The organism is Ruminococcus sp. zg-924 (genome assembly GCF_024433635.1).
In the GTDB taxonomy this organism is placed as follows: Bacteria; Bacillota; Clostridia; order Oscillospirales; family Acutalibacteraceae; genus UBA7067.
The window spans coordinates 38635-64366 of sequence record NZ_WNJZ01000014.1; the positions used below are offsets into that span (position 1 = coordinate 38635).

30 protein-coding genes are annotated in these 25732 nt (G+C 43.1%); 6 read left to right on the forward strand and 24 right to left on the reverse strand.

Features of this window, described 5'->3' with window-relative positions; genetic code table 11:
• Positions 1-2 precede the first annotated feature (2 nt).
• Together GMA13_RS07840 and GMA13_RS07845 are read left to right on the forward strand one after the other, a co-directional pair.
• The gene (locus GMA13_RS07840) at positions 3-2405 is read left to right on the forward strand and encodes a LicD family protein (RefSeq protein ID WP_255883713.1); all 2403 of its coding nucleotides are present in this window, start codon (positions 3-5) and stop codon (positions 2403-2405) included.
• A 71-nt stretch (positions 2406-2476) separates the two neighbouring features.
• Positions 2477-2788 (forward strand): YbjQ family protein, encoded by a 312-nt coding sequence (locus GMA13_RS07845; RefSeq protein WP_255883712.1) that lies wholly within the window; start codon positions 2477-2479, stop codon positions 2786-2788.
• Positions 2789-2860: 72 nt separating this feature from the next.
• Here the strand turns inward: GMA13_RS07845 and GMA13_RS07850 are convergent, their stop codons facing one another.
• Genes GMA13_RS07850 through GMA13_RS07860 form a run of 3 tightly spaced genes read right to left on the reverse strand, consistent with a single transcriptional unit; the run spans position 2861 to position 5363 of the window.
• The gene (locus GMA13_RS07850; RefSeq protein WP_255883710.1) at positions 2861-3547 is read right to left on the reverse strand and encodes a UDP-N-acetylglucosamine pyrophosphorylase; all 687 of its coding nucleotides are present in this window, start codon (positions 3545-3547) and stop codon (positions 2861-2863) included.
• Between the two features lie 40 nt (positions 3548-3587).
• Positions 3588-3824, reverse strand: coding sequence for a hypothetical protein (locus GMA13_RS07855; protein WP_255883709.1), 237 nt, complete (start codon positions 3822-3824; stop codon positions 3588-3590).
• Between the two features lie 36 nt (positions 3825-3860).
• Positions 3861-5363, reverse strand: a complete 1503-nt coding sequence (locus GMA13_RS07860; protein ID WP_255883707.1) for a phosphomannomutase/phosphoglucomutase — start codon at positions 5361-5363, stop codon at positions 3861-3863.
• 147 nt (positions 5364-5510) lie between these two features.
• Here GMA13_RS07860 and GMA13_RS07865 point away from each other — a divergent pair, with 147 nt between their 5' ends.
• Entirely contained in the window at positions 5511-6179 is a 669-nt protein-coding gene (locus tag GMA13_RS07865; protein ID WP_305119720.1) for an ABC transporter ATP-binding protein, read from the forward strand.
• A 123-nt stretch (positions 6180-6302) separates the two neighbouring features.
• Here GMA13_RS07865 and ptsP read toward each other — a convergent pair whose 3' ends face one another.
• From ptsP to GMA13_RS07940, 15 genes are all read right to left on the reverse strand, one after another.
• A complete protein-coding gene (gene ptsP / locus GMA13_RS07870; RefSeq protein WP_255883705.1) occupies positions 6303-8009 on the reverse strand; it encodes a phosphoenolpyruvate--protein phosphotransferase in 1707 nt (568 codons plus the stop codon).
• 291 nt (positions 8010-8300) lie between these two features.
• Entirely contained in the window at positions 8301-10400 is a 2100-nt protein-coding gene (locus GMA13_RS07875) for a heavy metal translocating P-type ATPase (protein ID WP_255883703.1), read from the reverse strand.
• An 84-nt stretch (positions 10401-10484) separates the two neighbouring features.
• Positions 10485-10838, reverse strand: coding sequence for a metalloregulator ArsR/SmtB family transcription factor (locus GMA13_RS07880; RefSeq protein ID WP_255883702.1), 354 nt, complete (start codon positions 10836-10838; stop codon positions 10485-10487).
• 137 nt (positions 10839-10975) lie between these two features.
• Positions 10976-11617 (reverse strand): hypothetical protein, encoded by a 642-nt coding sequence (locus GMA13_RS07885; protein ID WP_255883699.1) that lies wholly within the window; start codon positions 11615-11617, stop codon positions 10976-10978.
• Positions 11618-11906: 289 nt separating this feature from the next.
• The gene (locus tag GMA13_RS07890) at positions 11907-12707 is read right to left on the reverse strand and encodes a helix-turn-helix domain-containing protein (RefSeq protein WP_255883697.1); all 801 of its coding nucleotides are present in this window, start codon (positions 12705-12707) and stop codon (positions 11907-11909) included.
• Positions 12708-12970: 263 nt separating this feature from the next.
• Entirely contained in the window at positions 12971-13504 is a 534-nt protein-coding gene (locus GMA13_RS07895; protein ID WP_255883696.1) for a DUF2812 domain-containing protein, read from the reverse strand.
• A 1-nt stretch (position 13505) separates the two neighbouring features.
• Positions 13506-13820, reverse strand: coding sequence for a PadR family transcriptional regulator (locus tag GMA13_RS07900; RefSeq protein ID WP_255883694.1), 315 nt, complete (start codon positions 13818-13820; stop codon positions 13506-13508).
• A 205-nt stretch (positions 13821-14025) separates the two neighbouring features.
• A complete protein-coding gene (locus GMA13_RS07905) occupies positions 14026-14148 on the reverse strand; it encodes a TnpV protein (RefSeq protein WP_255883781.1) in 123 nt (40 codons plus the stop codon).
• Positions 14149-14483: 335 nt separating this feature from the next.
• Entirely contained in the window at positions 14484-14621 is a 138-nt protein-coding gene (locus GMA13_RS07910) for a cysteine-rich KTR domain-containing protein (RefSeq protein WP_255883780.1), read from the reverse strand.
• A 319-nt stretch (positions 14622-14940) separates the two neighbouring features.
• Positions 14941-15642, reverse strand: coding sequence for a hypothetical protein (locus GMA13_RS07915; RefSeq protein ID WP_255883693.1), 702 nt, complete (start codon positions 15640-15642; stop codon positions 14941-14943).
• A 37-nt stretch (positions 15643-15679) separates the two neighbouring features.
• Complete coding sequence (locus tag GMA13_RS07920; RefSeq protein ID WP_255910926.1) at positions 15680-15934, reverse strand: hypothetical protein; 255 nt, start codon at positions 15932-15934, stop codon at positions 15680-15682.
• Positions 15935-16627: 693 nt separating this feature from the next.
• Positions 16628-17476: a patatin family protein gene (locus tag GMA13_RS07925; RefSeq protein WP_255883691.1), complete on the reverse strand. Its 849-nt coding sequence runs from the start codon at positions 17474-17476 to the stop codon at positions 16628-16630.
• Between the two features lie 89 nt (positions 17477-17565).
• Entirely contained in the window at positions 17566-18312 is a 747-nt protein-coding gene (locus tag GMA13_RS07930; protein WP_255883690.1) for a 4Fe-4S binding protein, read from the reverse strand.
• 37 nt (positions 18313-18349) lie between these two features.
• On the reverse strand, positions 18350-18778 hold the full coding sequence (locus tag GMA13_RS07935; protein ID WP_255883689.1) for an Rrf2 family transcriptional regulator: 429 nt from the start codon (positions 18776-18778) through the stop codon (positions 18350-18352).
• Positions 18778-19599 (reverse strand): nitroreductase family protein, encoded by an 822-nt coding sequence (locus GMA13_RS07940; RefSeq protein WP_255883688.1) that lies wholly within the window; start codon positions 19597-19599, stop codon positions 18778-18780. The genes GMA13_RS07935 and GMA13_RS07940 overlap by 1 nt, the downstream gene beginning before the upstream one ends.
• A gap of 110 nt (positions 19600-19709) precedes the next feature.
• On the opposite strand from GMA13_RS07940, the gene GMA13_RS10640 reads away from it, so the two are divergent.
• Positions 19710-19835 (forward strand): IS3 family transposase, encoded by a 126-nt coding sequence (locus tag GMA13_RS10640; protein ID WP_370687071.1) that lies wholly within the window; start codon positions 19710-19712, stop codon positions 19833-19835.
• A 63-nt stretch (positions 19836-19898) separates the two neighbouring features.
• On the opposite strand, the gene GMA13_RS07945 is transcribed toward GMA13_RS10640, so the two are convergent.
• The 6 genes from GMA13_RS07945 to GMA13_RS07970 form a co-directional block, all read right to left on the reverse strand.
• Positions 19899-20276 (reverse strand): TnpV protein, encoded by a 378-nt coding sequence (locus GMA13_RS07945; protein ID WP_255883687.1) that lies wholly within the window; start codon positions 20274-20276, stop codon positions 19899-19901.
• A 9-nt stretch (positions 20277-20285) separates the two neighbouring features.
• Complete coding sequence (locus GMA13_RS07950; RefSeq protein WP_255883778.1) at positions 20286-21434, reverse strand: plasmid recombination protein; 1149 nt, start codon at positions 21432-21434, stop codon at positions 20286-20288.
• A gap of 314 nt (positions 21435-21748) precedes the next feature.
• On the reverse strand, positions 21749-22831 hold the full coding sequence (locus GMA13_RS07955) for a helicase RepA family protein (RefSeq protein ID WP_255883686.1): 1083 nt from the start codon (positions 22829-22831) through the stop codon (positions 21749-21751).
• Entirely contained in the window at positions 22824-23156 is a 333-nt protein-coding gene (locus GMA13_RS07960; RefSeq protein WP_255883685.1) for a hypothetical protein, read from the reverse strand. The genes GMA13_RS07955 and GMA13_RS07960 overlap by 8 nt, the downstream gene beginning before the upstream one ends.
• On the reverse strand, positions 23156-24232 hold the full coding sequence (locus tag GMA13_RS07965; protein WP_255883684.1) for a site-specific integrase: 1077 nt from the start codon (positions 24230-24232) through the stop codon (positions 23156-23158). The genes GMA13_RS07960 and GMA13_RS07965 overlap by 1 nt, the downstream gene beginning before the upstream one ends.
• Positions 24233-24421, reverse strand: a complete 189-nt coding sequence (locus GMA13_RS07970) for a LysR family transcriptional regulator (protein ID WP_255883683.1) — start codon at positions 24419-24421, stop codon at positions 24233-24235.
• A 280-nt stretch (positions 24422-24701) separates the two neighbouring features.
• Between GMA13_RS07970 and GMA13_RS07975 the strand changes: the two genes are divergently transcribed.
• On the forward strand, positions 24702-25235 hold the full coding sequence (locus GMA13_RS07975; protein WP_255883682.1) for a helix-turn-helix domain-containing protein: 534 nt from the start codon (positions 24702-24704) through the stop codon (positions 25233-25235).
• 13 nt (positions 25236-25248) lie between these two features.
• Complete coding sequence (locus GMA13_RS07980; RefSeq protein ID WP_255883680.1) at positions 25249-25578, forward strand: TfoX/Sxy family protein; 330 nt, start codon at positions 25249-25251, stop codon at positions 25576-25578.
• The last annotated feature ends 154 nt before the right edge of the window (positions 25579-25732 follow it).

Genomic DNA, 25732 nt, shown 5'->3' on the forward strand with positions numbered 1-25732 from the left:
AAATGGAAGTAAAAAACCTCTTAAATGAGTACGAGTTTGATTGGGCAGCATTCCCCTCTATGCAGGAGGATTTCCCGTATAATCAGCTTAAGGACAAGAGCATAATAATAGCCGGCGGACAGTCAAATCTTGCCCGTGCACTTTTGTATGCGCTTCTTGCTGCAAATGACTTAAAAGGCACAGGCATATCGGTTTCGCTTTTAGCTGACGATGACTATATCGACAATATTCCCGACGGCTTAATCGGCAGACGTGACTTCCGATTTTTTGTGTTTGGTCAGCAGCCGGAAAAACTTCCGAAAGCAGATATAGTTATCTCAACCGGCATATGCAATACAGCGTTTAGCAAATCGCCCGAGTTCTTCAGCGATTGTATCAGCAGGTCAAAATATACTCTTGAGGTTGCCGAAAAAACAGGGGCACAGCATTTTATTCTCCTATCGGATTACAGAGCCTATGGCAAAGCAGAGCGTGGAGTACTTATGTCGGAATACGAAAACGGCAGAGTAAGCTTTTCTCTGTCCAGCGGTCTTACCTCAATGCTTACTCAGGCTATTGAGGCTCAATGCGCCGCATATGCAAAGCAAAAAGATTTTGACTTTACAATTCTGCGCTGTGCTATAATTTTAGGAGCCTGTGCACAGCTTGATGACAGCATTATTTCGGATATGCTTAAGGCTGTTGCCATAGGCGATGAATATACTATTATCAACAGTAAGAATAAGTACTCCTTCGTATACTTAAGCGACGTATTAAACGCTGTTTTTCATGCCGCTTCGCTTATGCGGAGGAACACAACGTATAATGTAGTCGGCGCTGACAGCACTGTTTCAACAGGTATGCTTTCAGCTATACTGCATGACCTCTACCCTGAAAGAACCAAAATAACTCTTGAGCAAAGCGACAAAGACCCTGCCTACGGCGTTTCTATGAACAACCAAAAGATAGTTAACTTTGGCGGCTGCAAGCCTAAAATTACTCTTGCGCAGGCTGTTGAGCTTGTTGTAAAGAGCTTTTCCCATCAGGAAAAAACGTTCGTCTTTGACGATTCGTATCAGGGCAAAATTAAGTCTATACAAAATATTCTGCTTTTGTATCTGCTTGAAATCGACCGAATCTGCCGCAAGCACAACATAAAATATTTCTTAGCAGGCGGCACACTTTTAGGCGCAATACGCCACAAGGGCTTTATCCCTTGGGATGATGACGCCGACGTTATGATGCTCAGAGAGGACTACAACAAATTCCTTGAGGTTGTTCAAAGCGAGCTGCCGGGCAATGTTAAGCTTCACACGGTTGACACCGACCCGAAAACGCACAACATTTTCACTAAGCTCAGAATTGACAACACAATGTTTGCAACAAAATGGACAAGCAAATTTCCTGATATGCACAATGGAATTTTCTTTGACGTTTTGGCACACGATAAGACAGCAAACAGCAAGCTTGGCAGGAAAATTCACCTTCAGCTTACGCTTATGACTCGCTCGCTTGTGTTCAACAAGTGGCACGGCAGAAAGGTAAACAACGGGCATAAATTCCAGAGCGCCGTTACCGATATGATTAAAAAAATTCTGCCCCTTAAGGCTTCGGAAAAACTCCAGTTTAAGTGTCTGCGTTGGTTTGAAAAGAAAAAGGACGCAAAATACCTTTATGACGGTATGGGCAGAAATGTATATAAGGGTGACTTCCCAAAAAAATGGCTTAAGGATACTGTATATTGGGATTTTGAGGGCTACCGCTTCCCTGTTCCAAAGGACTATGACAAATACCTCAGATACCTTTACGGCGACTACAAAAATATGGTGCTTGCAAGTGAAAGGCAGACAAGCCATGATATTGTGGTTATGGATTTGGGTGAATACTTAAATGCACAAAGACCCAAGCATATCTACCACAGTATTTCGGTTTCACAGCCGATTAGCGACAAGCATGATCTGCCAAAAAAATACCCAAAGCGCAGCGAATCGAGCAATGCTCAGTCAAAAAAAGGCTCTCCTGACGAAAACACGGTTAATGCTGAGGACAGCGAGGACGTAAAGGTTTTTGTTCCAAATTCAAATAAGACAAAGCAAAGCACTGTAACCGAAGAGACGACTACGCAAACCGAAAAGAAAACGTCGGAGAAAAAAATCTCCGACAATAAAGCAGCTTCGAGCGAACAACCGACAGAGGTACAGGCTCAGTCAGCATATTCAAATGAAAATCCGCAGACTGAACCGGAGTCTTTACAACAGACAGAGGAAGCACAAGCCGAGCCTGAAGTAAAGCACAACCCTCAGTTTGACGAAACGATTGAGTTTTCTCTGCGTGAAACCGATATTTCAAAATATTCGAGCAGTGAGGCAAAACGACGACTTGCAGACACAAGGGAGTTTGAACTGCCGGAAAAGACAAATGAATAACGATTGAAGAAAACATCTTAAGTGTTTAGCTTCAATTGTAAAAAAATATTAAAATTTAAAGGAGAAATACAATGATACTTACAACAACAGACAGCATAAAAGGAAAAAATGTTACAGAGCTTGGTCTTGTAATGGGCAACACCGTTCAGAGTGTTCACGCAGGAAAGGATATTCTTGCAGGCTTCAAAAACTTGGTTGGCGGCGAGCTTACCGCCTACAACGAAATGCTCACTAACGCCCGCCAAACAGCTACACAGAGAATGTTTTTGCAGGCTCAGCAAATGGGAGCTGACGCAATTGTAGGTATTCGTTACACATCAAACTCTATTACCCAGGGTGCGGCTGAGATTTTGGCTTATGGAACAGCAATTAAATTTATTTAAGCGATGATTTTACGGTAATACAGCAAACGGGCGGTTCAATGTGACCGCCCGTTTTTTTGTTATTTGTTATTTTTATAATTCTTTAGATTCTATTTTATTAACAACCTCGTCCTTAAATTTATATATACTGTTCTCCGGAACATATCCCCTAACCATAGAAACAGGATAGATTGTTGTGTTTCTGCCAATTACCGTACCGGGGTTGAGTACTGAGTTACAGCCAACCTCAACATTATCGCCCAAAATAGCGCCAAGCTTCTTACGGTTAGTGCAGAGCTTTTCGCCGCCTATACCCAAATGCACAATTGTTTTATCAGACTTGAGATTAGAGGTTATCGAGCCTGCGCCCATATGCGATTTATAACCTAAAATTGAGTCGCCTACATAGTTGTAATGTGGCACCTGAACGCCGTCAAACAGCAGCGTACCCTTAAGCTCGGTTGAGTTGCCCACAACTGCACCTCTGCCGACAATTGCTACACCTCTGATAAAAGCACAGTGCCTTATCTCAGCGTCCTCGCACACAATCAGCGGACCTGTTATTGACGCACTCGGCGCAACGGTTGCGCTCTTTGCAACCCAAATGTCATCACCAATTTTATCATATTTATCCTGCGGCAAGGTTTTTCCAAGCTCTAAAATAAAGTCCTTAAGACCGTCAAGAGCCTCCCACGGGTATGTTGTATTTTCAAGCAGCGGCTTTGCAATAGTCTTGTCTAAGTCGCTGAATAACGCCTTTGTTGTTACTTGTTCAAACATAAAAATATTCTACTCCTTGATTAAATATATGAGATTATTATTAGTTCTCGTAGTCAAAAAATCCCCATTTACCGCTATAAAGCTTGCCGGCTACAAAGCTAAGCGTTGTTCCGTTGACCTCAATTTTATAGGCTGAAAAGCTCAGCGGCTGTTTTGTGTCCGGGTCGATAACAATAACGACATCACCTATCATAATCCACTTGTACTTAAAAACATCAATGCCCTTAATGCAGAATTTGTCAGAAGCACAGCTTCCGATAAATCTGTGTTTTTTCATAGTGTTACACCTCGGTTTTAAATTTTATTTTTCTTCTTATAGAATTAAGCCTGTTTGAGTTTTTAAAAACTCCATTGCCTTCTCAACAAGAATATCAACGCCGCCTTTGCTGTCGCTTTCAACATTCATCGGCATTATCGGGTCGTGAACGCTTAAGCGAAGCATAAACCAGCCGTCGCCGTCATCCTTTGAGAAGGAAATACGGACACCCTCTCGGCTGTCATCGGCAAGAATCCAGCCGGACTGCTGCTTTGCGTACTCCTCAAGGTTTTTGAGTATTCTGTTACCGCAAGCCTTGAAATCCTGCTCTGTTATCTTAAAGCGGATTTCACGACCTTCAACAGGCTCCTTGAGCGTTGCAATAAGCTGCTCAAGCTCCTTGCCCTCAGCTTTGAGCTGAGCCATCTTTATAATAAGCTTTGTGCAAAGGTAAGCGCCGTCATCAAGGAAATAATTCTCACGCATTGCGGCGTGACCCGATGTTTCAATGGCAAGAGGGCAATTCACACCCTCGCCGTTTAAGCGAATAGCCTCGTTGATAACATTTTTATATCCTCGTTTAAAGCGATGATGAACTCCACCCAAATCATTTTGAATAAATTCCTTGAGTCCTGCTGAGGTTGTAGAGTCTGTAACAACTGTTCCGCCTGCATTGCCCTCAAGCGCAATAGCCGCCGCCATAGCAACAAGTCGGTTACGGTTTATCTCGTTGCCCTTGCTGTCAACGGCTCCTCCTCTGTCAACGTCTGTGTCAAAGATAACGCCCATATCAGCGTTTGATTCAAGCACAGCACGGCTTATAGAAGCCATAGCCTCCTCATTTTCCGGGTTTGGAATATGATTAGGGAACATTCCGTCCGGCTCCAAGAAGCAGCTGCCTGTTGTGTCTGCGCCAAGAGGAGCCAATACCTTTTCGGCATAAAAGCCGCCTGCACCATTGCCTGCATCAACAACGATTTTAAAGCCTTTAAGCGGATGCTCATAATCGTCTGCATTTACCCCTTTACAAATCATATCTCTAAGGCGAGCCGAATAGTCGCTCATATAATCTGTCTGTACAATTTCACCGCCGCCACAGCTACCGGGTGTGTCCCCGTTTTGAGCATAAAGAAGAATCTCCTCTATGTCGCTGCCCTCAAGACCGCCGTCACGTGTGAAGAATTTAAGACCGTTTCTGTTAAACGGGTGGTGGCTTGCAGTTATTTGCAGTGCGCCGTCACAGCCTAAGTCAACCGTTGTCATAAACATTGACGGAGTTGACGCAAGAGAACAGTCAAGCACACGCACACCGGCATTTTTCATAACATCACTGCATTCACCGACGATTCTTGGTCCTGAAACACGGCTGTCACGTCCAATTGATATCACAAGCTTCTCAGGCTTTTTGCCGCACTTTTTTGCAAGCCAAAGCACAAAACCGGCGCTCATAGCTCTTACAGCCTCGTTTGTAAGGTTTACGTCTTCACCCTCAACACCCTCGGTTGCAATTCCTCTTATATCAGTGCCGCTTTTAAACTGCTTCCAGTAATCATTCAGCATTTTTTGCCTTCCTTTCATTGTGCTGCCGCAATACAGGGCATACACAAATTATCTCTAAAATTTTACAGTATCATTATACACATTTTTGATACGAAATTAAATAGAAAAAAGAAATTTTGGCAATAATTAAATTGAGGATGTGATTGAATGTCTTTGCTGAGGCTGCAAAATGTCAGCAAAATATATAATCAAGGCGAAAATCGGATTTTTGCGCTTAACGATGTATCTCTTAAAATTGAAAACGGAGAGTTCACCGCCATAGTTGGCAAAAGCGGTTCGGGCAAGTCAACGCTTTTGAATATCTTAGGCTGTCTTGATACACCCGACAGCGGAGAATACTTTTTGAGCGGAAGAAGCGTTGGACGGCTTGGCGAAAACGAGCTGTCACGAATACGCAACAGAATGATAGGCTTTGTATTCCAAAGCTTCAATCTGATTCCAAGCCTTTCCGCCTGCGAAAATGTTGAGCTTCCGCTGAAATACAGAGGAATAGCTAAGGATGAAAGAAAGCACCTTGCGCTAACTGCACTTGACGAGGTTGGTCTGTTTGAAAGAGCACAGCACAAACCAAACCAACTATCCGGAGGTCAGCAGCAAAGGGTTGCCATTGCACGTGCTATTGCAGCTCAACCGCAGCTTATTCTTGCCGATGAGCCGACCGGTAATCTCGACACAAAAAGCGAAAATGACGTTATTAGGATATTAAAACGTCTGAACGAAAGCGGTAAAACGGTTGTCGTTATCACGCATGGCAAAAAGCTTGCAAAGATTGCCAACAGGCGGATAACAATAAGCGACGGAAAGGTAAGCGATTAGCTCACATAAAGATAGAGCCTGCCACAATGAAGTAAGCCCTAAAGTTTAGACACTTTTGGATGTTCATATCATTGCGGCAGGCTCTTTATAATATTACATTTTGTACATAATATTGGACAGCGTTTAATTCTTTACGTTTGCCTCAAGCATTTCTTTGACCTCTTTTTCGGTCTTGAGCTTCATAACCTTGTCGGCAAGAGCTTGTGCTTCGGCTAAACTCCACTGCGATATAGTTTTTCTTGCTGATAAAACCGAAGTTGGGCTTACGCTGTATTCATCGAGTCCGAATGCAATAAGCATTGGTATAAGAAGCGGATCTGCGGCGGCTTCACCACACATACCAACGGGTATTCCTGCCTTTTTGCCCTCAGTAATAATATTCCTTATCATTCTGAGCACAGCAGGATTATATGCGGAATAGAGGTAGGCAACCTTTGAGTTTCCTCTGTCAACGCACATTGTGTAGCCTGTTAAATCGTTTGTTCCTATACTGAAAAAGTCACATTCCTCGGCAAGTAAGTCAGGAATAACGCCTGCTGCTGCTGTTTCAGCCATTGCGCCGATTTTAACGTCCTTCTTGTATTTAACTCCTTCGCTGTCAAGCTCAGATTTAATCTGCTCAACAAGAGCTTTAACCTGACGCATTTCCTCAACCGTTGTTACAAGCGGAACCATTATTCTTATATCTCCATATACAGCGGCACGCAGAAGCGCCCTAAGCTGCGGCTTGTAAACATCGGGTCTTGACAGGCAGTAGCGAACTGCACGGTAGCCTAAGAACGGGTTATCCTCACTTTCGAGTCCAAGATATGGTACATCTTTGTCGCCGCCTATGTCAAGTGTTCTGATAATAACAGGCTTACCGTTCATAGCCTTTGCAACCTTGCTGTAAGCTTCAAACTGCTGCTCTTCGCTTGGAAGAGAGGTTGAGTCCATAAACAGGAATTCCGTTCTGAAAAGTCCTATTCCTTCGCCGTCACTTTCAAGCACATTGTGAACATCCGTCGGCTTGCCAATATTGCAGCACAGCTCCGCTTTTACGCCGTCAGATGTTGCGGTCTCCTTACCAATAAACGCCTTGAGCGCCTCCTTATCAGCTAAATATTTATTACGCTTTGAAGTATATTCCGATTTCTGCTGTTCGCTCGGACTCTTTATTACAACGCCCTTTGAGCCGTCAACAATAATCTCATCGCCATCACTTGCCTGCGACAAAATATCACTAACGCTCAAAACTGCCGGAATCTCAAGAGCTCTTGCCAGAATTGCGGAATGAGAGGTGTAGCCGCCTGTTTCGGTAACAATTGCGGCAATATTATCCTTATTGATGCTCGCTGTCATTGACGGGGTTAAATCACCAACAACTATAACTGTTCCTTCAGGGCAGGTGGAAATATCAGCCTCTTCCCTGTCAAGCAGTATTGACAAAATACCCTTGCGTATATCCTCAATGTCAGTTGCACGCTGCATTGTAAGCTCGTCACCTGTTGAAGCGAACATTGCGGCAAACATGGAGCATATTTCGTCAAGAGCTTTTTCAGCACAGTCGCCTGCTTTTATTTTATTCTCAATCTCGCCGCTTACAAATGGGTCTTGAATCATCAGAATATGTCCTCTGATAATTTCAGCTTCCTTCTGCCCTACGTTCTTCTCTATATCTGCCGCCTTTTTCTCAGTGTCTGTTGAAAATTTAGCAACAGCCGCTTTGAAGCGTTCAACCTCCGCTTCTGTGTCAATAACACTGTTCGCCTCATAAGACAAATCCTGCTCCTTAATAATAAGCACTCTGCCTATTCCGATTCCCTTAGAAGCCGCTATACCCTTAAACATAATCATCCGTCCCTTCTGTTTTATTATTGTTATAAAGCCCTTTAAAATGTGCTGAAATCTTATAAATCAATTTTGCCATTTTCTTTCAATACAATTCTAAGCTATTTAACAATATTTGTCAATTCTTTTTCATTAACTTTGGACGATTTAACAATTTCCCCTTTTATTTTTTGACCGTTTTTTCTCATTTTTGATTATTTTTGACAAAATCAAAACCCTCTGCGCCTAACCTGAAGCTAAACACAGAGGGATAAAACTATATTTTATTCTTAGCAGGGCACGCAAAATCACTTATTTTCTCAAAATTCTCATTGAATTTAGCACCGCAAGAAGCATAACGCCAACATCGCCGAACACAGCCTCCCACATTCCTGCTATGCCGAATGCACCAAGGACTAAAAACGCTGCCTTTACACCGAGAGCAAATATTATATTCTGCATTACAATGCGCCTTGTTGCCTTTGCAGTTTTCACAGCGTCAATAAGCTTTGACGGCTCATCTGTCATAAGCACAACATCCGCCGCCTCGATTGCAGCGTCTGAACCTAAGGCGCCCATTGCAATTCCTATATCAGCTCGTGCAAGCACCGGCGCATCGTTGATACCGTCGCCGACAAACGCAAGCTTACCTTTCTTGCTCTTTTCGCTGTCAAGGCGCTCAACTATTTCAACCTTCTGAGCGGGTAAAAGCTGAGAGTAATGTTTATCAATACCAAGCTCTTGGCTCACTGCTTTTGCAATATCTTCATTATCACCGGTGAGCATTACTGTATTCTTAACTCCCAAAGCCTTAAGCTTAGCAATTGCCTTGCAGCTGTCCGGCTTTATTTCATCTGATATGAGAATCGAACCGGCAAAGCTTCCGTCACAGCCAACATAAACAACTGTTCCTGCTTTTTCGCATTTCAAAAAGTCTATTCCGTATTTTCTCATCAGCTTATCATTGCCAACAAGAATATGTTTACCGCTTATCTTGGCACTAATGCCGTGACCGGAAATCTCGTTGTAAGCAGTTATCGACTTCTCGTCAATTTCTTTTCCGTATTCTTCAATTATAGAGCGTGCAATCGGATGGTTTGAAAGGCTCTCTGCTGCTGCGGCAAGGCGCAAAACCCACTCCGCAGTAAAGCTGTTTTCAGCATTAATTTCGCTCACTCTGAACACGCCTTTTGTTAGCGTCCCTGTTTTGTCAAAAACAACGGTTTCCAGGTTGTTAAGCGCTTCAAGATAATTGCCACCCTTAACAAGTACACCCTTCCTTGATGCCGAACCAATACCGCCAAAGAATGTAAGCGGTATTGAAATTACAAGCGCACACGGGCAGGATATAACGAGGAATACAAAACCACGGTTTATCCACTCCGCCCAGTTTCCTCCAAATAGCAGCGGCGGAATAACGGCCAGCAAGGCTGCTAAGCCAACGACAATTGGCGTATAGTAGCGTGAAAATGCAGTGATGAAGCTCTCAGTCGGAGCCTTACGGCTTGCGGCATTTTCGACTAAATCTATAATTTTCGATGCAGTTGAGTCACCGTAAGCCTTTGTAACCTCGATTGTCAAAACTCCGCTTTGATTGATGCAGCCGGACAGAACAACGTCGCCGATTTTTGCACTTCTTGGCACAGCCTCGCCTGTAAGTGCCCTCGTGTCGAGCATAACGTTTCCGTCAAGCACAATTCCGTCAAGCGGTATTTTCTCACCCGGCTTTACAACTATTGTTTCACCAACGGCTATCTGCTCCGGCGATACTGTTACAATAGCACCGTTCCTTACAACATTTGCGCTGTCAGGTCGGATATCCATAAGGCTTGAGATTGATTTTCTTGAACGCTTCACAGCCAACCCTTGGAAGAATTCGCCAATCTGATAGAAAAGCATAACAGCTACTGCCTCAGGATATTCGCCAATTACAAAAGCTCCGATTGTTGAAACAGTCATCAAAAAGTTTTCATCAAAAACTCTGCCCTTTGTTATATTTCTGAGCGCCTTAAGCACAACATCTGCACCGAGTATGATATATGCCAATATCAAAACAGCAAGAGTAATATATTGATTTATGCTTGTGAAATATTCAAAGGAAATTCCAACGGCAAAAATTACAGCACCAACAACGAGGCGAATAATTGTTGCTCTGTCCTTTTTCTCTTTCTTAGGCTTTTCTTCTTTGCCTCCTTTTGCAATTACCTCAACATCACTTTCGTGATTATGGACAATTTTGCTTATGTCGTTAAAGACATCGCCACTGTAATTTTCAGATAGGCTGACGGTCAGCGTTTGTGTTACAAGATTTATTGACGAGCTTGAAACGCCGCTTAATGCGCCGACCTCACGTTCAATTTTAGCAGAACAATTCGGGCATGTAAGCCCCTTTAACAAAAACACCCTTTCCATAGTGCGCCTCCTTATATTTAGTTGTTGCTCAACCGTTCAACTAAGAGGGTAAAAAAACAATGCAAGCTTATGCAAAATCAAAAATCACTCACGCAAATGTTCAAAGCCCTTGTCTAAAATCTCCTTAACATGAGAATCCGCAAGCGAATAATACACTGTTTGAGCTTCACGGCGGAATTTAACAAGGTTTGCAAGTCTGAGTGCCTTTAACTGATGAGAAACAGCAGACTTTGTAAGTCCGAGCAGTACCGCAATATCACATACGCACATCTCGCTTTGCTCCAAAGCGTGAAGAATCTGAACCCTTGTTCCATCTCCGAAAAGCTTGAACAGCGACGCAAGCTCAATATATTCGTCTTTTGCACACATTTGCTTGCTGACAGAATTTACAATATCACTGTGAATTACATCACAGTCGCAAATCGGTTGTTTCTCCATTGTGTTCCTCCTGTATTAGTTGAGCAATCATTCAACAATGCTATTATATTCCTTACGCAAGGTTTTGTCAATACTTTTTGCTGTTATTTTTTATATCTTGTATAACTGTCTTGATAATCCTGGGTACTAACTTATTATTACTCATCGTCCGAAGAATAATAAAATGCAATCGGGCCGTCACTGCTACCAATTACAGCAACATTTTCATTGCCGCAGTTACCTTTTCTTTTTGATAAATCACTTAAATATCCTTCTGCCCAATTAGCAGTAACTTCTTCGTCATAAGGTGCAAGGTCTTCAAAATATTCAGTCTTAAATTCTAAATTCGAGTAATCAAAGCCTGCTTGTAGATTTTTGATATATTCAAACGGCTTGTCCACTGCCTGCAAACCGAGCTTATCCTTAAGTGTACACAGTACATTTTTCTGTTCATCACTCAGCGGATATTCCAAAAGATATGAATCAAACTCATCGCTGTTCCAACCGTGCACCTGCTCGACTGCGTCAGCTGAACCACATGATAAAATCAAGCGCAAAAACATCTCAAAGTTTTCGGCTATCGGGTGAACGCAATCTCCTTTTAACTCCGTTGGATTTACAGAGAAAACCGTATCGCCAAAGCCTTTTACAAAGCAATAGTGTATTCCGTCAACTCCTGCCCAACCGATTATTTCAGCACCGACAGGCGTACAGAATTCCTCACAGTCCTCACCACCGAGAATAAAGCCAACAGGTTCGGTATTGATATTCATTTCTTTAAAGCGTTCGTATGTAATCATATTATTTATCTTTCTCCATCTTTACTGTAATAATTTTTTGTTATACCTTAAAAAAACAACATATAGCCCCGAAAATTCAGCTGTCATGCGAATTTAAGGGGCTGTATTTGTTATTCCCACTTGCTCCTGAAAACCTTAACTTAAACAATTTTGTGTAGGCGTTTTAGCACAAGCTATCGGGATTATCTGTATTATCCATAAAGTATGGTCTATCAAGATTTTTGTTGCCATAGTGTTGCCACGCTGACAAGGATATTATAAATAATTTTACTTGAAAATTCAAGTGTTTCTACTTTAACTGTATAAAGAATTTGAAAATTTCTTTTGCCCAGCATAGCCAAGACGGTACATTTGCATCGAGCCATTCAACCACAGTTGGTATATCTGCCGTAGTCAGATCTCCGATGTGTCTGTAAACACTTCCATCTGCCACCGTTTTACCAATGGCAACCATGGCGTCTGCGTGATCGCCAACTGCGGCATATTTACCAATAGCAAGCGCACCCGTTGAGAAACACCCAACAGAGAGAGCTCCGAAAGATATAAGTCCTACGCTGATTGCGCCTGCCGCAAATAAGCCGAGAGCAATCGTACCGACTGCAAGAAGTCCGGCTGAGAACACACCTGCAGAAATAAAGCCGAGGGACAACAGTCCAATGGAAATTACTCCGAGCGAGAGCAGACCGACCGAGAAAACACCTCGTGACATTAGACCGAAGGAAAATACTCCACGAGCCTTAAATCCGATTGCAAAAAAGCCGTGAGCGTTTCTTCCGATATGATAAAGAGGCATACCGAAGATCATCTTTTCGCTCTTGCGTTCGTGAAGCTGCTTTTTGAACATATCCCAAATGCTTTCTGTTTCAGTAGGTTGTAAACCTTGCTTTTCGGTAATATCCTCGTTGAGAAGATAATCCATTGAACATTCAAAGAGCTTTCCCATTTTTATTAGTTTGTCAGTTTCGGGATATGCGATATCCGACTCCCACTTGCTGATTGACTGACGGGAAACACCGAGGATGCCGGCAAGCTGTTCTTGTGTATAGTTGTATTCTTTTCTTAATTTTGATAGCTTTTCGCCAAGTGTCATAATCATTTCTCCTTATGTTTTCTAACTCTGCGTTGTCTTTATTGTAGAACACTCAGCGAAAACATACCACCAATCTGGCGTTTCTAAATGTAAACTTTAGGTTGCCTTACCCAATTTAAGCTTATTATATCACCAAATATGAAAAAAATCATTTCTTGTTTTTGCAAATAATCACACAACTAACAGCCACGAATAATCCCAATAAAATTCACGGAAGTGCTGCTACTAAAAATTCGTACATTTATATTTACCTCTTGCTTGAATTATTTTTTGTTCTTATACTGATTGTATTTCACAAAGCACATAGCGAATATCACAATATACCAAACTAAGATACCACCAATAATGGATGTAATAACATAGTTATGAGTGCTCAAAAGGTTAATAAGAAACAGCGGCAATAGTGTTGCAAAGAAAATAACCAACAGAGGCAACATTCTGCCTTTCAATGCACGTTGCATCATTTGAAGTCTTGATTCTTCATCACAGAAGATTTCTTCTGCTACACCATCTACAGCAGCGACCGCTTTTCTAAAATAACTGTAGCCGATATAATCCTGTATATATTCCCAACCGCAATCATCAAACATTTTCAAGTATTCATCTTTATACTTAAGTCCGTCTTCGTTATAGTCAAGCTGATACACTACGTCTTGAGGAGTGCATTTTTCAAAATAATATATTCCAAATTTTACTTTAATAAATTTCCAACCTGCCTTGTGCATTTCTCGCAGATAATCCTGCTCTTTTTCATATTCAAATATTGTAAACCATTTGAATTGCTTTTTAGTTTTCATTTTACATTTCCTCCTTCGCTATTTTATATAAGCGTTCAATTCGCTTTAATTCAATCTGTAAAACCTCTAATCCCAAATCAGTAATTTGATAGCTTTTTCGTTTATCTTCTTCACGAACAAAACGGATTACCTTGTCTTTTTCCATTTTTGATAAGCTACCGTACATTGTACCGGGTGTAAGTTTAATACAACCGTCTGTCATTTTTTCAACCATTTGAACAATGCCATATCCGTGATTAGGCTTTCGCAAACACAATAAGATGAAAAAAGCAGTTTCCGTCATAGGAACATAAACTTTTTTTATATGCTGATCCATAACATCAACCTCCATTAAACTTCAGTGCGATATATCTCACCTCGATATATTCAAGTATATCGCAGTACGATATACTTGTCAATACTTTTTGCAAAAAAAACGGCAGAGAGAAAAATCTCCCTACCGCCGTTCTCGGTTCGTTGTAAATTATATCGTTATTTACGATTTATGTGGCTCTATTGCGGATGTTATTCATCCGAGCAACCTACTCCATTTGATTGTCTGCTTTTAACTGTTCGGTCACGCCTTGCCTGTCGGCATATTCCTTTACCAGCCGAGCGAACATATCCTCTGCCTGTTCATCTACACTTGCAAGGTATTCATTCAGTCTGCCACATCATTAAATAATTATAAGATGTTGTCGATTTGCCTTTTGGACTCTTTAGCCCGTTTAGATATCCCCTCAAGGCTTCTTGATAATACAGATCCTTTTTTATAGAACTGATGTCTAAAAGCTTTAGCATTATCGTGATGTATTATTCCCACTCGCTCCTGAAAACCTTAACTTAAACAATTTTGTGTAGGCGTTTTAGCACAAGCTATCGGGATTATCTGTATTATCCATAAAGTATGGTCTATCAAGATTTTTGTTGCCATAGTGTTGCCACGGACAGCAAAAAATTATAAACGATTTTGCTTAGATTTTCAAGATATTCACCGCAATTACTCGTTGAGATCAATAAATTGCTTTAGGTTGCTTACGGTTTCCTGCTGACAATTCAGACATAACAGGGGTAAATTTTTGATTTCCGTATCCTCCCGTATTTTAACACGTGTTTTATTTTGATATATAGGACACAGCAAGCCAAAGAAACTGTCTTTTATGCTGATAAAATGTTAGTTTCCCTTTACATATAAAGAAAAGAATTATCAATAATAGGCTGCCGATCAGGGCGTGAAGCACATCGGCGGTGGTATTATACTCAAGCACCGTTGCTTCGGGGAATATTTTGTCTGCAATAGTTGCTTGTTAGCTTCCCGTCATAACGCCAACCTTTGCATTCTTATAATTCGACAGGCTTTTTTGTCGTTGTCCGCCGACTTGTGAGAGCACCCTTAGCGAATCGCGAGTGTGACAAGCAGAGTCAACAGCACGCATAAATGCCTCTTTGTTTTCATCTCAGTTTTTCTCCATCCAATCTAAAAATTCATTGGTTGTCTTCGTCCATTCCACCTCAATCACCGAGTCGGCAAGAACAAGAAATTCGGAAAGGCCGTATTCGTCATCGTCATCTGCCCAATCATAAGTATAGCCGAGTCCTGTCCATGGGTACGGAGTGTCTTCTGAATAAGAATACTCGGCGTTATCATCAAACCAGGGCTTGTACGCACCGAGCCCTGAGCCGTCCAAAAGCGCAGCCGACATTTGTTTGGTAACATCAATCTGATATGCAGGTCTAATTACTTCCTCAATATCTACCCAGAATGCTGAAACATGAGTGTATTCCGAGCTTGTGGGGAGTCCGATCAGCTGCTCAAGTCGCAATTCCCAATCCTTTACACCTTTGGAATTTTCGTCATACCAGGAAAGAATTTCTTTATCGGTAAACGTCCAAATATCTCCATCTGTGCAGGTAACGCTTTCACCGGCGATGTATCTGTCGGGGTACTTATGCCACGATAGAAGCAGAACCTTCGTACCGTCGGCATTCCAAGTGACCATATCCGAGTCGGGCGTGAGGGTTACGAGCGGAAGAATTTCGTTTTCTTCGGCATGCCTTGCGTCCTCCACCGATGCCGCATACAATTCCTTTGTCGTTTTTTCCACACAGCCAGAGAAAGAGAAAAGAAGGACAAGAATAAGCACCCATGCCTTTAACATTTTAAACTTCCTATTTTGCATTTTTAGTCACCACATATTAAATAAATGATAATAAAGCAAAATTTATAATAAATAATGCTGTACATCCCCATACAATCGGATGTATATCTTTAATTTGCTTACGGCAGATTTTTACGATGCAGTAGAATATAAATCCTGCCGCAATACCATCTGAAATGCTATAACAAAACGACATAAATATTCCTGTAAAAAATGCAGGAATCGCTTCGCTTAAGTCGTCCCAGTTGATATCCTTAAAAGATGCGGTCATAAGTATTCCCACAAGTCCCATAACCAAAGTTCCTATAACGGATGAAATAATCATTGCAAGGAAAACCGCACATTTCTCGTAGTTGTGTCTTGCTTATTTCTCTATCGAGCAGTAACTTAAATAACGGTTTGTATGATACAAATTTCATATTCTTCACTTCATCGATGGTATGATACATATTATTATAACTCTCTTTTCCCTGATTATCAATTAATATCGATAAAAAGTTCGATTTTTCTTACATTTTTAAATGTAAAGCAATGTTATTCATAGGCGAAATTCGATGTGCATCTCCAAGAGTATTTGAAGGCATTACAGGCAGAAAAAAGATGTTCTGCCGAAAAAAACAGAGCATCTCAAAATCTAAATGTAGTCGGGAATTCAAAAAAAGTAAAAATCAAGTTTTTTTTGAGGATTTATTGTCATTCCCACTCAACAAGGCTTAAACAATCCCGTTTAGGAATTGTTATCCGCCATATCTGTGTGTCTTTTGATTATTTGAATTATCCATATTATACAGCCTATATACCCTCCTGTTATCATTTTGTTATCGCTATTGATAACAGGAGTCGTTTCGCTGTGGATAAATCACCATCGGTGACAAGCAATATTATAAACTATTTTGCTTAGATTTTCAATGAATTTCAGAAATATAGAATGGGAGATTTTATATCCTGCTTCAATAAATCAAAATGCCATATACCTGATCGATGTTCAAAAATTAGTCTGCATAAAAGATTTTACTTTCTTCCCATCGGCATACCCTTTCTCGTAAAGGCGCTGCATATCTGTAGGGTTACGAGATAGGGTGCTGACGCCGCAAGTATCATCCGGCGCAACGATCAGCGCTTTCCCTTGTTTTGCATATTCCTGTGCCAGCGCAACGCCTGCATTGTATCGGTTTGCTCTCTGGCGCAGTTTTTCCGCTGCGTTGGGATATTTTTTGCGGATTCGGGCAGCCAGCTTCTCGTCCTGTTCAGAGGTCCGAAGGACATTCTCCGGCTTTGTCAGCAATACAACGACCCGGTCACACCCGGAATCGAAAGCCTTTTCTACAGGAATCGGGTCGCCGAGCGCCCCGTCATAATAGGGCGTCCCCTGAACAAAATAGGGTTTGCAGATGAAAGGAATGGATGAGGACGCCTTAAATACATCGTATTCGTCCTGTCGTATATCCTGTTTATCAAAATACTTTGCGTCTCCCGTCACGGCGTTTGCGGCTACAACAATAAACTCCATCGGGTTCTCTCTTATGGCGATATAATCAAGAGGATTCTCTCCGTCGTGATTGCTGAGCGTGCCGTAGACATAGTCCATGTCAATAAAAGACCTTTTCCGAATGAAATTTCGCAAGCTTGCATATTGCTTTCTGAGACCGTATTCCGTATAAAACTGATAGTTACGTCCTCTCTGACCGGCAATGAAGGACGCTAAATTTGCGCTTCCGGCGGAAATGCCGATTCCAAGATCGAACCGGATATTTTCATCTAAACAGTAATCCAATACACCGCAGGCGTAAATTCCTCGGAATCCACCTCCTGCATCGATAACACCAATTTTCATAAAATAATCACCTTATCTCATCTTCATAGGAAATATTGCCGGCGAAATCCGTCATGATTTGTATTTTACGCAATACTCCCATACTCTCTTTACAAAAACAGCTCATTCTCTTTTCTGACTGAGCAGGCTTTTTTGATAGCAAGCGCCGCAACAGATACCATCATACCGTTGACTTTCCTTGCATTTTTCGGACACTGTTTCATGCAGCGCATACACGAGATACAAGCTTTGGAGTCCGCCGTAAAGTTCACTGGATCAATGGCATGCACAGGGCAAGTTTCGGCACACGCTCCGCATTTCACGCAGGATTTATCCGGCTTCGGAACAAGTCCTGCGCCGCCAGCCTTTTTATAGGGGCGATTCCCCGGTATGGCGGAGACAATCCCCGCTTTATCTGCAATTTGATTGGCATAATCCGTTAGCTGTTTTTGATCTGTCGCATCTGGTCTGCCCGCAGCATACTGCGGCATAATGGAATGCTCAGCAACAGCGGCGATTGCCGCAACCACCTGAAAACCGCACTCCTTTGCTGTGTCTTCCATCTCCACAAGCGTATCTTCATAAGCACGGTTTCCATATACGCAGACAAGCGTACATTTTGCTCCGTTCCCGGCAATCTGTTTCAAACGACTGATCGCTACAGCGGGCGCACGTCCGCCAAAGGAAGGCATAGCAACTAGAACCATATCCTGCTCTGTGATTTTACATTTAGAAAAGTCTGCCTTTGCATCGCTCAAATCAATTATTGCAGGTTTTTCGCTCCACTGCTTTCCAATGATATGGGCGACTTTTTCAGTACCTCCTGTGGGGCTGAATACGATCTCTACTACGTTCATAAGAAAATCCTCCTGTATGTGATTTCTGATTTTAATATTAACTTTCCGATTCTGATCTTTTGCGAATCCCGGCGGTACAGTCAGCTAATGTTTTGTTTGCAAGCGCGTGGGCAAAAGCATCTTCCATTTCCGCAAACAATCCGGTCAAAACCGGCTTTATGTGACGTCCGACGATACATTTATCGTTGGGATTTTGATGCAGGTCAAACAGGCTGGGGCGTTCCGTTTCATTCACAGCTTGATAGATTTTGAGAAGCGTCAAATCTTCGGATCTCGGCTTTAATGAAAATCCGCTGACGCCGCGATGACTTTCAATAATATCTTTTTTCTTAAGCAAGCCGAGGATTTTACGAATATAGCTGGCATTTGTACCAACGCTCCCGGCAATATCCTCAGATGTGAGCGGTTTATCTGATTCTGCAATCAAAACCAGCGTATGAATCGCAGAAGAAAATTTGTTATCCATCAGTGCTTCACCTCATAGGTTACGATATACTCTATCGAATCGTCTGTTGCAAATCCATAATCGCCTACAGCAAAACTCCCACTGATCCCGCTTTCTTTCAGCGTCAGATCAAAATGGGCAAGCGCAATCCCTACATCCACTTTCTGAATATCTCCAAGTGGATTGTTTGACATTGCTTTTGTCTTTTTCTCGTAGAAATGCACCTTGTCGCCGCACACTATGGCTCGCCAAGGCTGCTTGTTTCCGGCAGAAGGTGCAAGCCGCGCCATTTCAAGCGCATCCTGGAACAGTCCAGCGTGCTCTGGGATTAAACCTTGAGCAAAAGAATTCTCAAAAAAGAGCGTATCAAAGGGCAGGCGTTCATCTGCCTTGATTCCTTTGCGCATCAGCTTTTCACGAACAGACTGCCTATCTGCAGGGTATCCTATAGGGCTTGCAACAGGCATGACCTCTGTGTCCTTGACTTCCATCGCTTTCTCAAATGCGCTGCGGCTGATTGTCGCCGCCAACATAACAGTACCGATACCAAGCGACTCTGCAAACAAACAGAATGTTTCAAAGCTATACCCATAGGCAATTTCCGATTGCGGAATGTGGCTGACCTTAGCGGCAACATATTTCTCTGTCCCGACGATCACGGGGCTGGAGAGATTGTACTCTTTTGCGTCAAGGAAACGAAACTCTACCGGAACGCCAAAGGGATTATTGAGTGTTTTGAGGAACTCATCCAGCTTCTGCCTGTCATCAGAACGAAGTGTCTCCCCGCTGAAGGTTCGTACACTTTTTCTTCTGCGGATAATCTCCTTCACTGAAGTAGCCACAACATCACCCCCTAATTAGTATAAGTATCTGATACAAGTACATTATACTCTTTTGTTGATCATTTGTCAATGGGTTTACCGATTCTGGAATTATTTTATCAGCGTCAATTATTGAAGCGTATTTCCATTTTTATAACGAAGAGCGGCTGAATCAAAAACTGAACATGAAAACTCCGTGTCAATTTGAAACGGAATATCATAAACACTGCTATAATAAGAAATGTCACAACCTTTGACCCCGTAAAATGTGAATTCAAAGGTTGAGACCTTTCCAGATTTCTCACTGCCGCCAATATGCTTTAATTGCAAATCAAATCATTAGTGACCACCTCCGTTGCTGCTTCTCGGATAGTGTTCATTTTACCTACCCACAGCTTTTGATTTCCTGCCTTTAACTTTTCGCTAATGCCCTCACGTTCAGCCATCTGTTTTACCAGCCGAGAGAACATTTCCTCTGCCTGTCTGTCAATATCGGCAAGGTAGCTGTTCAGCTTTCCGCTTGTCAGCAAATTGGAGTAGAGCAGGCGTTTATGCTGTCGGATATACCGCAAATGCCGCTGTCCCCAAATGCCGATTGGCTGTTCTTCTTCGGGCGGTAGTGCAAGGTCAGGCAAATAGTAATCTCCCTGCAAGGTGTAGCTGATACCGGTTTTTTTGTCTGTGATGTGCTTGTTCATCGTGGTTTCCTACCTTTCATTTTGAATATTTCTAAAGCGTTTATCACGCTGTTTAGACTGCCTTGCCTGCTCCAACAGGCTGTCGATCTGCTTACTGCCGAACACCTTTCGGAGCAGCTTGTAATCCCGATTTTCGCTTCGCAGATTGTCATTTTCTCCTTTAAGGCGGTCATTGATTTTACTCAGCGTTTCGTTCTCACGGTAGAGATTTGCGTTGGTGACATTGAGCCGGTGATAGCTGTCCCACGCATCAAAGCACCGTGCAAGAACACGCTTGACGAGAAATTTAAGCTTCTTTATTAGCGGCTCGGCGACCTTTGTTTTGTAGCTTTTAGCAGACATCAATCCCTGCGGTTCAGGTAACTGAAAGGCGGCGTTGGTATCCAAAGCCTGTTCCACCTTTTGCAGTTCCGCAAGACCTTTGCTGAAGTTATCTACCCTTGCCGAAAGGCTTTTTACCACGTCCTGTTTCGCTGCAATCTGTGCTTCAAGCGCCTCGATCTCTTTTGACCGTTCTTGTACTTTGTAGTCCAGAACATCAAGATGTTTTTCGTGTGTGCCTTTGCGTTCCCACTCGATACCGTACCGTTCCATTACGGCAGCAAGCTGTTCTTTTTCGGACTGTATCCATTGGTTCCATTCTGTTGCGCCACGAGTTCCGCCCTTAAATCCCTGTGCGGCAAGCGCCTGTTTCAGCGACACACGGGTGCCCAATCCTCGCTTGCTTCCGGTGGTAAAAGGCACAAAATCAATGTGCAAATGCGGCGTCGCTTCGTCCATATGGAGATGAGCAGAGAACACACAGAGGTTTGGATTTCTCGCTTGAAAACCTTGATAATATTCATCGAGTATCTTTTGGGCGAGCAATCCGTTTTCACTTTGGGCATTCATATCCTCAAGATTTCCTATCTGCAAAATGATCTCGTGAAAGGGCTTTTCCTGCTTGCTTGACCGTATCTTTTCATAGTAATCGTCAATCCGTCTGTCGGCTCTTGTCTGCTTATCGTTGTAGCGTTTCAGGGCTTCGTCAAACAGTTCGTGATAGATCTTTTTAACGCTTCGGTTGCAGTAACTTATATTGAGATGGGTGCGCTCGGGATCAACATTTTCTGCTATGAATAGGCGGCTGTTATGGTTAATCGACCCTTTTCCGACCATTGCGCTGATCGTTCTTTTCAAATTATCACTTCCTTTTCCTTTCGCCGCTTTAGCGGCGGGTTTTGTTACTTTTGTCAAAAGTAACGCAAAAGCACTTTTGACAGCCTTTGGCCATCAAAAGCTGCTGTTGCGCCCTACGGGGTGGTGTGGGGCGTTGCCCCGTTGTCTGCGGACAACTCCCCAGCAGGACTGCCCTTTGAAAAGGGCACCCTGCACCCCGCCTAAACTTTATTCGTGACGGTACGTGTCGATGGTGACGGTGATTTTGATATCACCGCCGCCCCCTAAAACATCGACACGACCGTCACGCATCGTCACGCCTGCACAAGCTGAAAGCTCACCTTGCGCCCGTCGTGACTGCGGCTGTTCTCATAGCGGATACCGTACTCATTGAACAGCCGCCCTGCGTTGACATTCAGTTTCTTTGTGAGAGCGTTAGGCTGAATGTCAATCGCAAGCAGAGCCACAAGCTCTGTGGGCGTACCCTGCCATTGTGGTAGATCAGCATTGATATGCTTTGCGATTTCTTCAAGCAAAGGTTCGGGCGGCTCTTTCCACAATTCCGTTTCTGCTTTTTCCAATTCCCATATCAGGCGTTCAGGATTGCGGGAAAGATATAGCTTTTGGTCTTGCTGATCTCTGCCAGATATTTCAAGCGTGGCGGCATTGCTTGTGCGCTTTTCCTTTTGGAGCAGAAACGCTCCGTCTGCCGCACCGAGCAAACCATTTGTTCCCGAAATCATATCAAACTTATCATCCGACTGCTGCTTGCGTGTATGGTGTACGAGCAGTAAACAGATATTGTGCGTATCAGCAAATTCTTTCAAGTGGGCGATGATCTGATAGTCATTTGCGTAGCTGTAATTATCACCGCCGACCTCTCGCACCTTTTGAAGTGTGTCAATGATAATCAGCTTTGTGTCGGGGTGATCTTTCATAAAGCCTTGTAGCTGATCGTCCAAGCCGCTGTCAAGATTACCTGCCGAAACAGAGAAGAACAGATCTTCCGCACCCTCTGTGTCGAACATACGGTACAGCCGTTCCTGTAAGCGGCGGTAATCATCCTCAAGCGCAAGATACAGCACAGTGCTTTTGCGGACGGGATAATCCCACAACGGTGTGCCGGTGCTGATATGATAGGCAAGCTGCGCCATCAGGAAACTTTTGCCAAGCTTCGGTGCTCCGACAAAGAGATAGACACCGGGGTAAAGCAAGCCGTCGATCAGCGGCGGCTTGCTTTGGTACACGGTGTCATACAATTCGCTCATAGAAATTGCTTCAAGAGGATTGATTTTTCCGTTCTTTTCGGTTATACTATTGTCAGATACATTGGGTGACTGCCTTACATCTGCGCCAACAGATGTGCTTCGGGCAGTCATTTCTTTTTGTTCATTCATTCTGTTCCTCTCCTTTCATCTCTCCGAGGATAACGGAGATCAGTTCGATTGTATCGAGGAGTTCATCGTTCACACTGCTGCCTGCTTCAATCCTCTCTAACTCAGCGAGAACGGCGGCAAGCTGATTGCGGAGTGCCTTATAGACTCTCGGATTGCCCTGCACGACTACATCACGACAAAGGAGCCGTCTTGTGATATAGTCCTGTTTGGTAAGACCCGAAAGCCGAACAGCGGTTTCGATTTGTTCATTTTCTTCGGGCGATACCCGAAAACCAATCGTCTTATTTCTCCAACGGTTGTGGTTATCACGGTTTTTTGCAGACATTAGATTTCCATCCTTTCATACTCTAATTTCTTTGCCATCTCAATTTGTTTTGACGGGAACAGGTGTGCATAGCGATAGGTGATCTCAATGCTTTCGTGACCTACACGGTCAGCGATTGCCACCGCCGAAAATCCCATATCAATCAGTAGGGATATATGGCTGTGTCGTAAATCGTGAATTCTTATGCGTTTTACGCCTGCGGCTTTCGCCCCTCTGTCCATTTCACGGTGCAGATAGCTTTTTGTTATGGTGAAAATGCGGTCTTTTTTCTTCAGCCCGTACAGCATACCGAGGTAGTCCTGCATTTCATCAGAAAGGAACTTCGGCATTTTGATTGTACGGATGCTCTTTTTGGTTTTCGGCGTGGTAATCACATCTTCACCATGCAGCCGCTGATAAGACTTGTTGATCCGAACAGTTTCCTTTTCAAAGTCGAAATCTGCGGCGGTAAGCGCCAATAGTTCGCCCTCACGGATACCGCACCAGTAGAGCATTTCAAAGGCATAAAAGGAAGTCGGTTTGTCCATCATTTCATCGGCAAAGCGTTTATACTCGTCCTTTGTCCAAAAGCTGATGTTACCGCCCTCTTTATCGCCCATACTGCCCGCTTTTGCGGCGGGATTGGAGCGCAGGTCATAGTGTCTTACTGCGTGGTTAAAAATGGCGCTCAACTGATTGTGAACGGTTTTGAGATAGGTCTGTGAGTACGGCTGTCGCTTTTCATCCCGAAAAGCAAGCATTTCATTCTGCCAAGCAATGACATCCTTTGTGGTGATCTCGCTGATCCTCAACTTGCCGAAATACGGCAGGATTTTTGTTTTGATAATATGATCCTTCGTGAGCCAAGTGTTTTCTTTTAGGCGGCTCTTTATATCTCTCGTATAAAGCTCCGTAAAGGCTTCAAAGGTCATATCGAGATCAGAGGCGTTCTGCTGCTGAAAGGTGCGTTCCCATTCCTGCGCTTCCCGTTTGGTTTCAAACCCTCGCTTGCATTTCTGCTTGCGTTCTCCTTTCCAGTCCACATATCGAGCCATAACATACCAAGTGCCGTTGGTTTCATTCTTAAATACAGGCATTTATTCTTTCTCCTTTCCTGCTCCATAGAGCCTTTCATTGAAATATTGACGGCTGATTCGCCCTGCGATTGTGATCATACCCTGTGCTTTTAGCTCGTCGTTCAGCCTTCTGATGAGCTTATAGGCATAAGGCTTTGAAACAGCAAGTTCCTTTGCTACTTCATCTGCACGAATAAATCTGTTTTCCATAAAAATCTCCTTTCGTTTTTGTTTTTCAATACCATTTCTTTAGTGTCGGAATACTTTCTTGCCGCCTTCCGATTTGCCCGGGCGGATGTGCCATTACCGTGACACACGACGGCAATTAAGTTAAGCATATTTGTTTAATGCTCTTTCATTATACTAAGCATATTTGCTTTTGTCAAGTGGTTTTCAAAAAAATATTAAACTTTTTTGTTTTATTTTCTCTTGACTATCCTAAACATATATGCTATACTGTTGGCAAATACATAGGTGAGGAGAAAACTCTATGGCTATTGGTGAGAGAATACATTTCTTCCGCAATCTGCGGGGAATGACACAGAAATACCTCGGAACATTGATCGGCTTTCCCGAAAAATCCGCAGATGTGCGTTTGGCTCAGTATGAAACGGGAACACGCACACCCAAAGCGGATTTGACCGCTGCATTGGCACAGGCTCTTGATGTTGCGCCGCAGGCGCTTGCCGTGCCGGACATTGACAGCCAAATCGGGCTTATGCACACGCTGTTTACCCTCGAAGATGTTTACGGCATCACCATCGGGGAAATTGACGGGGAAGTATGTCTGCGGATTAATAAGGATAAAGAACACACCACAAATGATTTGCTGAAAATGCTTGCCGCCTGGCAAGAGCAGTCTGCCAAACTTGCAGCAGGCGAAATCAGCCAAGAGGACTATGACAAGTGGCGCTATTATTACCCGAAGTATGACACAACGCAGATTTGGGCGAAAGTTCCGTCACAAGAATTGAGCGATGCCTTAGTCGAAGCTTTCAAGGACAAGCTCAAAACCGATAATTGAAAGTAGGTGCTTTATGGCTTCAAGTAAAGAATATTTAACCTTTGTACTGGAACAGCTATCATGTTTAGACAGTATTTCCTATCGGGCAATGATGGGCGAATATATCCTTTATTTCCGAGAAAAAATTGTTGGCGGTATCTACGATGACCGCTTGCTTGTAAAGCCTGTTCCTGCGGCGATCTCCCTTATGCCGTCAGCGACTTATGAATTACCATACGAGGGTGCAAAAGAAATGCTTTTAGTCGATAACATTGACGATAGGGAGTTCCTTTGCAAACTGTTTCTAACGATGTATGATGAACTTCCCGTACCAAAGAAAAAGAAGACCGCCTCCTCCAAATAGCGACAAAAAGCCCTTAGCCGTGTAAACTGAACTGCCCCAAGTTATGCAGACAGTACAAAAAAGCCTACTTGATGTAGTTAAAATTAAAATTTAAGCAACAAACTGATTTCGTTTTTCTAGCGGAGTCAGTTTTGTTTTTGTTTGAATACGATAT